This is a genomic window from Sphingomonas sp. LY54 (genome assembly GCF_035594035.1).
Classification (GTDB): domain Bacteria; phylum Pseudomonadota; class Alphaproteobacteria; order Sphingomonadales; family Sphingomonadaceae; genus Allosphingosinicella.
This window is the reverse complement of sequence record NZ_CP141588.1, coordinates 2485931-2497561: the sequence shown is the minus strand read 5'-3', so window position 1 is coordinate 2497561 and position 11631 is coordinate 2485931. Positions and strand designations below refer to the sequence as shown.

Genomic DNA, 11631 nt, shown 5'->3' with positions numbered 1-11631 from the left:
CTCAGGACGATTCCCATGCATCCAGAGTGGGCCGGCAACGGCCCACGCCAACCTGCCCTCCCGGGCAAGGTGGCGGTCCCCCAGGGGGACGATGCGGCCGGACCGGCAACCAAGCGGGGTCTCCAGGCAGCGTCGTCCTTCGAATGCGAAGGAATGGAACGTGAAGCTGTCGATCGTCGAAAAAGCGCAAGAGTTCGAAGCTGCGGCCAGCGCCGCTGAACCGCTTTTCGTGCTGAAGTTCGGAAGCTCGGTGCTGCGCAATGAAGCGGACCTGCCCGTGGTGGCCGGCGAGATTTATCGCCAGCGCCGCGCCGGTCGCCGGATCGTCGCCGTCGTCTCGGCGCTGGCCGGCGAGACCGACCGCCTGTTCGCCGAAGCCGATTCCGTCTCGGGCGCTACCGATTGCGCGGGCATTGCCGACCTCGTCTCGCTCGGCGAGGAGCGTACCGCCGCTTTGCTGCGCATCGCCTGCGACCGGATCGGCCTGCCCGCGGCGATCTGCCGGCCGGAAGCGCTCGGCCTGCGCACGACGGGCGAGGCGCTGGACGCCCATCCGGTACGCTTGGACCCCGAAGCGCTGCACGCCGCGCTCGATACGACCGGCCTCGTCATCGTCCCGGGCTTCGTCGGCGTCGATGCCGCTGGCGCGCGCACCCTGCTCGGCCGCGGCGGCTCTGATTTCTCCGCCATCTTCCTCGGCGGCGAGCTCAAGGCCGAAGCGGTGCGGCTCTACAAGGATGTCGACGGCGTATTCGATCGGGATCCCGCCGGCGACGAGGACGCCCGCCGCTTCGCCACCATCTCCTGGGACGACGCGCTCCGCATTGCCCGGCCGCTGATCCAGCCGCAGTCGGTCGCTTATGCCGCCGCCAAGCGCCTGCCGATCGAGGTCGAGGCGATCGGCAGCCGCATCCCCACCCGCGTCGGCCCCTGTACCGGCGCAGCGGAGCCGGTCCGCGCCGACCGCCCGCTGCGCATCGCCATCGCCGGCTACGGCGTGGTCGGCCAGGCGCTCGCCGGCCGCCTCCGTGCCGAGCCGCGCTTCGAGATCGTTTCCATCCTGGTCCGCGACCTCGAACGAGAGCGCGCCGTCCCACCGCCCGTCCTTCCCACCAGTGATATCCATGCCTTCCGCGCGGTGCAGCCGGACGTGGTCGTCGACGCGCTTTCCTGCGAAGCGACCGGTGCGATCCTGTGCGCGGCCGCGCTCGCCGACGGCACGTCCGTCGTCAGCGCATCAAAGCGCGTGATCGCCACCCGCCACCGTGCCCTGTCCGAAACGGCGGCCGGCGCCGGCGCGAACCTGCTCTACTCGGCGGCCGTCGGCGGCGGCGCGCCGGTGCTCGAGACGGTCGCCCGCGCCCGCGCCGCCGGCGAGATCCGCTCGGTCGAAGGCATCCTCAACGGCACGGTCAACTTCATCCTCGGCCGGCTTGCTGCGGGCCTCGGCTTCGACGCCTCGCTCGCCGAGGCGCGCGAGGCCGGCTTTGCCGAGGAGGACAGCGAATCCGACCTGAGCGGCGCCGATGCCGCCGCCAAGCTGAGGCTCGTCGCCCAATCCGCTTTCGGCCTCGACCCGCAGGCGATCGACGTCACCACCGAGCGGCTCGACGCAGCCGCGGTGGCGCGCATCCAGGCGAGCGGCGAACCTTGGGTCCAGGTCGCGCGGGTCGCCTGCCGCGACCTGTGGATCGAGGCGAGCGTCACGCTCGAGCCGCTCCGCTCGGTGCGCGGGCTCCCGGCCGGGCCGAACGAATGGAATTGCGCCATCGTCACGCTCGAGGACGGCCGCACCTTCTCCTGCGCCGGTCGCGGCGCCGGCGGCGCGGCGACGGCCGAATCGATCGTCGCCGATTTGTTCGACCTCGCTATTTCCAAGGAGCGGGCCCCATGCTGATGGAACGTGTCCGCACCGCCCCGTGCACCGAGATCGAGGTGTCGCTGCCGGCCGATCTCCGCCACCTCGGCGCGCCGACCCGCGCGACCCTCGCCGGCAATCCGGACGGGCCGGTGATCGTCGTGCTCGGCGGCATCTCCGGCAATCGCTTCGTCTGCCATGATGGAGAAGGCGGCGCGGGCTGGTGGCCCGGCTTCGTCGGCCCCGGCTGCGCGGTCGACCCCGCGCGGCACCGCGTGCTCGGGCTCGACTTCGCCGCCGACGCGGCCGGGCGGATCGCGCCCTCGACCGAGGAGCAGGCGCGCATCCTCTGCGCCGCGCTCGACGCATTCGGCCTCGATCGCGCCGACGCGATCGTCGGCGCCTCCTATGGCGGCATGGTCGCCCTGAGTCTCGCCCAGCACTGCCCCGATCGGGTTGGGCGCCTCGTCGTCATTTCCGCGCCCGCGCAGCCGCATCCGGCCGCGACCGCGATCCGCGAATTGCAGCGCCGGGTCGTCGGCCTCGGGCTCGCCACCGGCCAGGGACGCGAGGCGCTGTCGATCGCCCGCGGCATGGCGATGCTGACCTATCGCACGCAGGAGGAATTCGCCGAGCGCTTCATTGGCGGCCTGCCCGATTGCGATCCGCTCGGCCCGTCCGAGCCCGGCGCCTACCTCCACGCCCGCGGCAGCGCCTTCCATGCGGTGATGCCGCCCGAACGATTCCTCAGCCTCTCCGCCTCGATCGACCGCCACAAGGTCGATGCGGCCGGAATCGACTGCCCGGTGCTGCTGATCGGCGCCACCACCGACCTGCTCGTCCCGCCCGAGCAGATGGAGGACCTCGCCGATGCGCTCCCCGATGCCGAACTGCATCTGTTCGATTGCCTCTACGGTCACGACATGTTCCTGAAGGAGCCCGCGATGATCGGCGCCCTCGCCGCTCCGTTCCTGGAGGCAGAATGACTGGCCGCAAGCCCGACACCATCGTCAACGCCGTCCGCGCGACCGCAGCGCAGTGCGGCGTCGTGCCGCCGCTCTACCATTCCGACACCTATCGCTGGCTCGATTCCGACACCAAGCCGGATTATGATTATTCGCGCACGGTCAATCCGAACCGGGACGTGCTGGCCGAGACGCTGGCCGAGCTCGAAGGCGCGGCGGGCGGGGCGGTGACGAACAGCGGTCAATCCGCGGCCTTGCTCGCCATGCTTCTGCTACCGGGCGACGCGCTCGTCGTCGCGCCGCACGATTGCTACGGCGGCACCTACCGGCTGATCAAGGGACTGGAAGAGCAGGGACGGCTGCGCAGCCTTTTCGTCGATCTCGGCGACCGGGCGGCCCGCGCCAAGGCCATGGCCGCGAAGCCGGCCTTGGTGTGGATCGAGACCCCGAGCAATCCCCTGCTCCGGGTCACCGACATCGCCGCCATCGCCGCCGAGGCGCATGCGGTGGGCGCGCTGGTGATCGCCGACAACACGCTGGCGACGCCGGTGCGGCAGCGGCCGCTCGCGCTCGGCTGCGACCTCGTCATGCATTCGACCACCAAGGCTTTGAACGGCCATTGCGACCTGTTCGGCGGCGCCTTGCTGGCGAAGGATCCGGCGCTGGTCGAGCGGATTCTCTGGTGGTCCAACGCCGCCGGCCTCAACGGATCGGCGCAGGATTCGGCGCAGATCTTGCGCGGCCTGCGCACGCTCACTTTGCGCGTCGACCGGCAGGAGCAGAGCGCGGGGCGGATCGCGTCCTGGCTCGCCGCCCACCCCCAAATCGAGGCGGTCCATTATCCCGGCCTTGCCACGCATCCCGACCACGGCCTCGCGGCGCGCCAGCAGAGCGGTCCGGGGTTCATGATCAGCTTCCGCGTCAAGGGCGGCGACGCGGGCACCGCCGCCTTCCTCGCCGCCTTGGAGCTGGTCACGCTCGCTTCGTCGCTCGGCGGTTTCGCGAGCCTGATCTGCAAGCCAGCCACGATGACCCACCGCGGCATGCCGCCCGAGGCGCAGGCGGCGGCCGGCATCCACGGCGACTTGCTGCGCCTTTCGGTCGGGCTGGAAGACGCCGACGACCTCCTCGCCGACCTCGCCCGCGGTTTCGCCGCCGCCGGCTAAACCCTCCCCTCGTCATTGCGAGGAGCGCAAGCGACGAAGCAATCCAGGGACCGCGGCATCGCTGGACTGCTTCGCCTTCGCTCGCAATGACGGGTTGGGGGCCGCGTCGCGGGCTAGAAATAGCCTTCCTGTTTCTTGCGTTCCATGGAGGCGCTGCCGTCCTTGTCGATGGCGCGGCCCTGGCGTTCGGAGGTGGTGGCGACCAGCATTTCCCGGATCACTTCGGGCAGGGTCGCAGCTTCGCTTTCGACCGCGCCGGTCAGCGGATAGCAGCCCAAAGTGCGGAAGCGGATCGGGCGCTCGACCACCTCTTCGCCGGGCTGGAGGGGGAAGCGGTCGTCGTCGACCATCAGGATGAGGCCATCGCGCACGACCGTCGGCCGCGGGGCGGCGAGGTAGAGCGGCACGATCGGGATCGCCTCGGCATGGATGTAGTGCCAGATATCGAGCTCGGTCCAGTTGGAGAGCGGGAACACGCGGATGCTCTCGCCCTTGGCCTTGCGGGCATTGTAGAGATTCCAGAGCTCGGGCCGCTGGTTCTTCGGGTCCCAGCGGTGGCTGGCCGAGCGGAAGCTGAACACGCGCTCCTTGGCGCGGCTCTTCTCCTCGTCGCGGCGCGCGCCGCCGAACGCGGCGTCGAAGCCGTAGAGATCGAGCGCCTGCTTCAGCCCCTCGGTCTTCCACAGATCGGTGTGGAGGCTGCCATGGTCGAACGGATTGATGCCGCGCGCCTCGGCCTCGGGGTTGCGATAGACGATCAGCTCCATCCCGCTGTCGGCGGCGACGCGGTCGCGCAGCGCGTACATGTCCCGAAACTTCCAGGTCGTATCGACGTGGAGCAGGGGAAAAGGCGGGGGCGCGGGATAGAAAGCCTTGCGCGCGAGATGGAGCATCACCGCGCTGTCCTTGCCGATCGAATAGAGCATCACCGGCCGCTCGGCCTCGGCCACCACCTCGCGCAGGATGTGGATGCTCTCGGCCTCGAGCTGCTCGATATGGGTGAGGGAACGCGCGGTCATGCGGCCATTCTGTCCCCCGCAGGCGGTGCGCTGTCCAGACCCGTCCTGCGATGGAGCGAGCACGGCCGTGACTGGAAGATTTTTCTACTGGCTTCCAAATTTTCTCTTATAAGGCGGGGGGCATGTGCGAGTGATCGAACCCGTTCCTACTTTCGCGAGACTAATCTTCTAATTCCCGGAGCGTTGCGTGGACCAGACCGACCTCAAGATCCTTGCCGTCCTCCAGGAGGACGCCTCGGTCCCGGTGACGGAGATCGCGAACCGAGTGAACCTCTCCCAGACGCCGACCTGGCGCCGTATCCAGCGGCTCGAGGAGCAAGGCGTGATCCAGCGCCGCGTCGCCCTGCTCGATCCGGTCGCGATCGGCCTCGACATCACCGTGTTCGTCGACATCCAGACCAACGATCATTCCGCCGAGTGGCTGGCCCGCTTCGCCGAGGCCATTTCGGAAATGCCGGAAGTGATGGAGGTCTACCGCATGGCCGGCGACATCGATTATCTGCTGCGCGTGTCGGTCGGCAGCATGACCGCCTATGACGCCTTCTATCGCAAGCTGATCGCAAAGGTGCCGCTGAAGAACGTCACCTCACGCTTCGCGATGGAGCGGGTCAAGGCGACCACGGCCTATCCTTTGCCCGAGACCCCGCCGCGGTAGCGCCCCTGTCGAATCTGCGATAATCTGCGGAAAGGCGTGACTTCGGAGAAGATGATGGCGGCGGACGACACGGCAAGGAACGGGTTCGGGTGGCGCTGGCTCATCATCCTGGCGCTTGCGGTCCTCGGACTGGTCGCGCTGGAGCGCTCGTTCAGCATCCTCAGCCGGCCGGCGCCGATGCTTCCCTTCGCCGGTACGTCGAATGGCGTCGCGCAGACTTACGAGGAAGCCCTCGCCCAGCTCGACCGCCGCATCGCCGACGCCGAGGCGACCAGCCGCGACCGGCCGCGCGACTGGCTGACGCAAGAGACGCTCGCCCGCCGCTATATGCTGCGGGCGCGCCTCACCGGTTCCTTTGACGATTACGCCGCGGCCGACGCCGCGCTGGCGCGCGCGTTCAAATTCGCACCGCGCAACGACGGCCCCCACCTCGCCAAGGCCGAGCTCGACCTCGCCCTCAACCGGATCGGCGAGGCCGAGAAGGCGCTGAATTCGGTCCGCCATTATGCGGTCACGCCGGCCGCGGCCGAGCAGGCCGACATCGCCGCGATGCGCGGCGACATCGCTTTTGCGCGCGGCCAATATGGCGCCGCCGTCCAGGCCTATGACGAAGCCGACCGCCATGTGGCGGGCACGACCAACCTGCGCCGCGCCATTTACAACGGCCGCATCGGCCGGCTGGACCTCGCGGCCCGCGCTTTCGACCAGGCCGCGGCCGGCCCCAGCCGCCGCACGCCGCAGGAAGTGGCCGAACTGGAACTGCAAAGGGGCCTCGCCGCGCTGGACGCCGGAAGACGGGACGAAGCGCTCGCCCGCTTCCAGCGCGCCAATGCGGTCTTCCCGGGCGACTGGCGCACCGAGCGCCGCATCGCCGAGGTCAATGCATTGAACGGCGATCTCGGCAGCGCCGAGCGCCTCTACGCCCGCATCGCCAGCCGCACCGGCCATCCCGCCGCGTTCGACGCTTTGTCCGAACTGGCCCGGCGCCGCGGCGATCCGGCCGCCATGCTCGACTGGACCGCCAAGGCGTCCGAAGCCTGGGAGAAGAGGCTGAACCGCTTCCCCGAGGCCAGCTACAGCGACGCGCTCGGCCATTGCTTCGCGGTGGAGAATTGGGCCTGCGCGCTGACCTTGGCCGAGCGCGACCACGCCAACCGGCCGTTCGGCGAGAGCAAGGTCAGGCTCGCCAAGGCCCTGCTTGCCGCCAATCGCGCGCCGGAGGCCCGCACCCTGATCGAGCAGGTGCTCGCCTCGCCGTGGCGGACAGCCGATCTCCACGCCGTCGCCGCCGACATCTACGCCGCTTTGGGCAATGCGGCCGCGGCGGAGGCGCAGCGGCGGCAGGCGCTCCGGCTCAATCCGAACATCTTCCCCGCCCAGCCGCCGGCCGCCGAAGAGGCTAGTCCAGCCGCCACGTGATGCTCTGCGCGAGCGGCGTCCACGCACCCATGCGGACACCGGCGGCGCGCAGCGCCTCGCCCGTCCACTCGTTGCAGGTCCTGCTGAAATTGTACGGCACCCGAGATTCGTAGAAGACATCGGACGCGCCGTAGCCGCGGCCGAGCAGAGGCATGGTGCGCCCGTCGCGGAGCTGGAAGCTGCCGGCCAGGAAGCCGACCAGCCGGCGATATTGGTCGGGGGTGAGCAGGATTCGCTGCTGGTAGGGCCCGGGCTGCGGGTCGCGGCTGTGATAGACGTGCATCAGGCTAGGCCCGCCACCGACCAGGGCAGCCGCGGCGGTGCGCGGCGAAAGATCGCCCCAGGTCGGCGTGTTCAAGTAGAAGTCGCGATTGCCGAAGCCGATCGCGATGTAATTGCCGGCGTAGCGCGGGTCCTTCAAATGCTCCGCGGGCGCGAGCGGCCGCCAGTCCATGTCGGCCGAAACGGTCGGCACCATCACCCAGGTGTGGACGCCGTTGGTCTCGATGAAGATCGGGATGCCGGCTTCGGGCGCTTTCCAGTCGCGATTGACCGGGATCAGCCCGCCGATCAGCGCCGCGGCGAGATAGAGCAGGACCGGCGCGAGCAGACCGGCGAGGGCGAAGGCGGCAATTCTCGCGATCGTGCGTGGCTTCATGCGGCTTAGCCTGGGCCGGCGAAGGCGGCTTGTGAAGGGCCGGCGCAAGCTGCCACAGTCCGAAGATGGACCGGCGCGATCTTCTCGAGGCGATGTTCCGCGCCGGCGTCGCCGCCTGCCATCCCGCCCGCGTCCTGCCGCAATATCTGCCCGAGCCGCCCCCCCGCCGCACGATCCTGCTGGCAGTCGGCAAGGGGGCCGCGACAATGGCGAAGGCGGTGGAAAAGGCCTGGCCCGGGCCGCTGACGGGCATCGCGGTCGCGCCCCACGGCACACACGAACTCTTGCAGCGCATCGTCTTGTTGACGGCCGCCCATCCCGTTCCCGACGAGGCCAGCATCGCCGCAGCCGAACGACTGCTCGCTCTGGCGGCAGGGGCGGGCCCCGACGATCTCGTGCTCTTCCTGCTGAGCGGCGGCGCTTCCGCCCTCGCCTGCCTGCCCGCCCAGGGCCTGGATCTCGAGGAGAAGAAACGGCTCACGTTCGCCCTGCTTCGCTCGGGCACTCCGATCGAGCAGATCAACTGCGTCCGCCGCCACCTCTCGGCGATCAAGGGTGGCCGTCTCGGCGCTGCGGCCCAGCCGGCGCGGCTCGTCACGCTGGCAATCTCCGACGTGGTCGGCGACCGGCCGGAGGATATCGGCTCCGGCCCCACCGCGGCCGACGCGAGCACGGTCGCCGAGGCGCAGGCGATCCTCGCCGCGCACGGCCTCCATGCCACGCACTGGTCGGAGAGCGTCAAGCCTGCCGAGACCGAGCGCTGGCGCGCCGATTATCGCATCGTGGCGCGGAGCCGCGATGCGCTGGAAGCTGCGGCCGCCCTGGCCGTCAGCCGAGGCTATTCGCCCAAGCTTTCCGAAACCGCCGGCGAGGCGCGCGACGTCGCCCGCGTCCACGCCGCTCTGGCGCTGGCCGCGCACCGCGAGGGCCGCCGGACCGCCTTCATCTCCGGCGGCGAGCTCACCGTGACCGTGCGCGGCCCCGGCAGCGGCGGTCCCAATCGCGAATATGCGCTCGCTCTGGCTCTCGCCCTCGACGGGACCGAAGGAATCGCCGCGCTCGCCGCCGACAGCGACGGCATCGACGGCATCGACGGCAGCGCCGACGCCGCTGGCGCCTTCGTCGATCCGGGGACGCTGCGCCGGGCCCGCGCGGCCGGGCTGGATCCGGTCGCGGCTCTCGACACCAATGGCTCGGGGCCATTCTTCGCGGCGCTTGGCGACGCGCTCGTGACCGGCGCGACCGGCACCAACGTCAACGACATCCGTATCATCCTGGTCGATCCCTGAGCCGAGCGCCGCCCATTTCCAAACCCGCCGCCGCTGCTAAGGGAGAGCGATGAGCGAATGGACGATCGGCATCATCGGCGGCTCCGGCCTCTACGACATCGACGCGCTGGCAGATGCGCAATGGATCGAAGTGGATACCCCCTGGGGCGCACCCTCGGATGCCCTGCTGGTGGGGCGCATCCACGGCGTGAAGTTCGTCTTCCTGCCCCGTCATGGCCGCGGCCACCGGCTGGCCCCGACCGACGTCAATGCGCGCGCCAATATCGACGCGTTGAAGCGGGCGGGCTGTACCGATATCATCGCCATCTCGGCGATCGGATCGCTGCGCGAGGAGCTGGCGCCCGGGCGGTTCGTGATCGTCGACCAGTTCGTCGATCGCACCTTCGCGCGCGAAAAGAGCTTCTTCGGGCCGGGCATGGTCGCCCATGTCTCGATGGCCGATCCGGTCTGCCCGCGCCTGTCCGATTTCGCAGCGGCGGCGGCCGATGCGGCGGGTGCGGAGGTGGTGATGGGCGGCACCTATCTTGCCATGGAAGGCCCGCAATTCTCGACCCGCGCCGAGAGCGAGATGTATCGCCTCTGGGGCTGCGATGTGATCGGCATGACCGCCATGCCCGAGGCCAAGCTCGCCCGCGAGGCGGAGCTGCCTTACGCTTTGGTCGGCATGGTCACCGATTATGACTGCTGGCGCGCCGGCGAGGATGCGGTGGAGGTTTCGGCGATCATCGCGCAGCTCGGCGCCAATGCCGGCATCGCCAGACGCCTCGTCACTGAACTGGCCGCCAGCCTCCCGGCCAAGCGCACGCCCTCGCCGATCGATACCCATCTCGACAGCGCGCTCATCACCGCGCCATCCGCCCGCGACCCGGCGATGGCGGCGAAGCTCGATGCGATTTGCGGCCGGGTGTTCGCCGCTCAGCGGTAGAGCAGGGCCACGCGTTCGGCGGGCACGCCCAATCGGTAGAGCAACAGGCAAAGAAGGTTAGTGGCCGAACGGCGCAGCCAGCCGTCGCGCCGCCAGCGCTCGGCGCCGGTGACGGCGTCCGCGGCCAGCACCCGCACCCGCCCGAGCCGGCGCACGAGATCGACATCTTCCATCAGCGGCAGCGGCCGGAAGCCGCCGACCCTTTCGTAGAGCAGCCGCGGCACGAGCAGGCCCTGATCGCCATAAGGGAGACCGAGCAGCCGCACCCGCGCCGCCACGCCGCGCTCGATCAGCCGCGCCTGCCAGGCCGGATCGTCGAGCCTGAAGCGGAAGCAGGCCGCGCCGCGCGGCCGCTGCGCCTGGTGCGCCTCCACCGCCGCGCGCCACCCGGCGCCAAGCAGGGTGTCGGCGTGGAGGAACAACAGCCAGTCGCCCCGCGCCGCTTCGCCGCCGGCCTGGAGCTGCGGCCCCCGCCCGCGCGGCGCCACGATCACCCGCGCTCCCGCCGCGCGCGCCACTGCGACGGTGGCGTCGCCCGAGCCGCCGTCGACGACCAGTATCTCATCGACGCCGGCGAGGCGTTCGAGGCCGGCCGGCAGGCTTGCGGCCGCGTTTAGCGTCGGGATAACGATCGACAGCATCAGACCGAGCAACTGGCTCCGCCGAGCACGCAGAAACGCGCGCAATGCGGGTGGTTGAGCATCACCCGCCGGTCCGCCTCGGCCAGCGTCTCGCCGAGCGCGAAGCGCGGATCGTAAGGGAGCAAGGTGCAGGCGACGACGTGCGGCCGCGCCGCGCCCTTAGCCTTCACCACCATCCGGCTGGACGCGCACATCATCGCCGAAGGCGCGACATGGAGGAGGTCCCAGCAGCCCTCGCTGATCTCCGGCACGTCGGCGGCCGCGTCCATCTCGGGGAAGAGGACGAGGCCCGCATCGACGCGGACGCCGAGCTCGGCGAAAAGACCGGCATAGCCGGCGCGCGCCTCGGCCTCGCTTTCGCCGGCGAGCAGCCGCCCGGCGACGGCCAGCCGGAAGCCGTCGTCCGACAGCCATTGCAGGCCGCCCACCGCCTTGTCCCACGTCCCCGTCCCGCGCTCCGCCTCGTGGACGGCGCGGCTGTGATGATCGAGGCTGACCCGCATCGTCAGCCGGTCTCCATGCTCCAGCACGACCGCCTTCAGCGCGTCCTCGAACCGGCGCATCGGCCGCATCGCATTGGTCAGCACCAGCACCTCGAAGCCGCGGCCGAGCGCAGCGCGCAGCATCGCCACCATGTCGCGGTTCATGAAGGGCTCGCCGCCGGTGAAGCCGATCTCGCGCACGCCGATCGCCGCCGCTTCCTCGAAATAGGCCTCGGCTTCGGCAAGGCTCAGATAGACAAGCGCGTCGTTGGTCGGGGAGCTTTCGATATAGCAGGTCTGGCACGCCAGGTTGCAGAGCGTGCCGGTGTTGATCCAGAGCGTATCGAGCCGCTCGAGCGTCACCGACGCCCGCGGCTTGCCCTTGGCCGTGATCATCGGGTCACGGAACTTGGCCGGATCGAGCGGCCGCGCCGCCGGATCGGCGAAAGGCGAGCGCACGGGGAACAAGGCGGTGGCGATAGGGTCTCTCCCTCGCCGCGCATCATAAGCCACGACGCCGCGGCCCGCCAGCATCACGCGCCTTTCCCCTCTGC

11 protein-coding genes and 1 riboswitch are annotated in these 11631 nt (G+C 70.1%); of the genes, 7 read left to right on the top strand and 4 right to left on the bottom strand.

Annotation, left to right across the window (positions count from 1 at the left end):
• Nucleotides 1–12: 12 nt before the first annotated feature.
• Nucleotides 13–123: riboswitch (SAM-I-IV-variant riboswitch) on the top strand.
• 37 nt (nt 124–160) lie between these two features.
• Genes SH591_RS12460 through SH591_RS12450 form a run of 3 tightly spaced genes read left to right on the top strand, consistent with a single transcriptional unit; the run spans nt 161 to nt 3989 of the window.
• Nucleotides 161–1897, top strand: coding sequence for an amino acid kinase family protein (locus tag SH591_RS12460; RefSeq protein WP_324749387.1), 1737 nt, complete (start codon nt 161–163; stop codon nt 1895–1897).
• On the top strand, nt 1891–2844 hold the full coding sequence (locus tag SH591_RS12455; protein ID WP_324749386.1) for an alpha/beta fold hydrolase: 954 nt from the start codon (nt 1891–1893) through the stop codon (nt 2842–2844). The genes SH591_RS12460 and SH591_RS12455 overlap by 7 nt, the downstream gene beginning before the upstream one ends.
• Nucleotides 2841–3989 (top strand): PLP-dependent transferase, encoded by a 1149-nt coding sequence (locus SH591_RS12450; RefSeq protein ID WP_324749385.1) that lies wholly within the window; start codon nt 2841–2843, stop codon nt 3987–3989. Before SH591_RS12455 ends, SH591_RS12450 begins: the two co-directional genes overlap by 4 nt.
• Nucleotides 3990–4102: 113 nt before the next feature.
• On the opposite strand, the gene cysD is transcribed toward SH591_RS12450, so the two are convergent.
• Nucleotides 4103–5008, bottom strand: coding sequence for a sulfate adenylyltransferase subunit CysD (gene cysD / locus SH591_RS12445; protein WP_324749384.1), 906 nt, complete (start codon nt 5006–5008; stop codon nt 4103–4105).
• A 187-nt stretch (nt 5009–5195) separates the two neighbouring features.
• Between cysD and SH591_RS12440 the strand changes: the two genes are divergently transcribed.
• Both SH591_RS12440 and SH591_RS12435 read left to right on the top strand, forming a co-directional pair.
• Nucleotides 5196–5663, top strand: a complete 468-nt coding sequence (locus SH591_RS12440) for an Lrp/AsnC family transcriptional regulator (protein WP_324749383.1) — start codon at nt 5196–5198, stop codon at nt 5661–5663.
• 36 nt (nt 5664–5699) lie between these two features.
• The gene (locus SH591_RS12435; RefSeq protein ID WP_324749382.1) at nt 5700–7082 is read left to right on the top strand and encodes a tetratricopeptide repeat protein; all 1383 of its coding nucleotides are present in this window, start codon (nt 5700–5702) and stop codon (nt 7080–7082) included.
• Here SH591_RS12435 and SH591_RS12430 read toward each other — a convergent pair.
• Nucleotides 7063–7740 (bottom strand): TIGR02117 family protein, encoded by a 678-nt coding sequence (locus tag SH591_RS12430; RefSeq protein ID WP_324749381.1) that lies wholly within the window; start codon nt 7738–7740, stop codon nt 7063–7065. The two genes, SH591_RS12435 and SH591_RS12430, sit on opposite strands and share 20 nt — an antisense overlap.
• Before the next feature lie 65 nt (nt 7741–7805).
• Between SH591_RS12430 and SH591_RS12425 the strand changes: the two genes are divergently transcribed.
• Both SH591_RS12425 and SH591_RS12420 read left to right on the top strand, forming a co-directional pair.
• Nucleotides 7806–9029 carry a glycerate kinase type-2 family protein gene (locus tag SH591_RS12425; RefSeq protein WP_324749380.1) on the top strand — a complete coding sequence of 408 codons (1224 nt, stop codon included), beginning with the start codon at nt 7806–7808 and terminating at the stop codon, nt 9027–9029.
• Between the two features lie 49 nt (nt 9030–9078).
• Nucleotides 9079–9954 carry an S-methyl-5'-thioadenosine phosphorylase gene (locus SH591_RS12420; RefSeq protein ID WP_324749379.1) on the top strand — a complete coding sequence of 292 codons (876 nt, stop codon included), beginning with the start codon at nt 9079–9081 and terminating at the stop codon, nt 9952–9954.
• Here SH591_RS12420 and SH591_RS12415 read toward each other — a convergent pair.
• Both SH591_RS12415 and SH591_RS12410 read right to left on the bottom strand, forming a co-directional pair.
• Nucleotides 9945–10595, bottom strand: coding sequence for a TIGR04283 family arsenosugar biosynthesis glycosyltransferase (locus tag SH591_RS12415; protein ID WP_324749378.1), 651 nt, complete (start codon nt 10593–10595; stop codon nt 9945–9947). The two genes, SH591_RS12420 and SH591_RS12415, sit on opposite strands and share 10 nt — an antisense overlap.
• Nucleotides 10595–11611, bottom strand: coding sequence for a radical SAM protein (locus SH591_RS12410; RefSeq protein ID WP_324751378.1), 1017 nt, complete (start codon nt 11609–11611; stop codon nt 10595–10597). The genes SH591_RS12415 and SH591_RS12410 overlap by 1 nt, the downstream gene beginning before the upstream one ends.
• Between the last annotated feature and the right edge of the window lie 20 nt (nt 11612–11631).

What these genes read in the sequence shown, in the direction of transcription:
- SH591_RS12455 (WP_324749386.1), top strand. Translation starts at nt 1,891, where the DNA reads ATGCTGATGGAACGTGTCCGCACCGCCCCGTGCACCGAGATCGAGGTG.
- SH591_RS12450 (WP_324749385.1), top strand. Translation starts at nt 2,841, where the DNA reads ATGACTGGCCGCAAGCCCGACACCATCGTCAACGCCGTCCGCGCGACC.
- cysD (WP_324749384.1), bottom strand. Translation starts at nt 5,008, where the DNA reads ATGACCGCGCGTTCCCTCACCCATATCGAGCAGCTCGAGGCCGAGAGC.
- SH591_RS12430 (WP_324749381.1), bottom strand. Translation starts at nt 7,740, where the DNA reads ATGAAGCCACGCACGATCGCGAGAATTGCCGCCTTCGCCCTCGCCGGT.
- SH591_RS12425 (WP_324749380.1), top strand. Translation starts at nt 7,806, where the DNA reads ATGGACCGGCGCGATCTTCTCGAGGCGATGTTCCGCGCCGGCGTCGCC.
- SH591_RS12420 (WP_324749379.1), top strand. Translation starts at nt 9,079, where the DNA reads ATGAGCGAATGGACGATCGGCATCATCGGCGGCTCCGGCCTCTACGAC.
- SH591_RS12415 (WP_324749378.1), bottom strand. Translation starts at nt 10,595, where the DNA reads ATGCTGTCGATCGTTATCCCGACGCTAAACGCGGCCGCAAGCCTGCCG.
- SH591_RS12410 (WP_324751378.1), bottom strand. Translation starts at nt 11,611, where the DNA reads ATGCTGGCGGGCCGCGGCGTCGTGGCTTATGATGCGCGGCGAGGGAGA.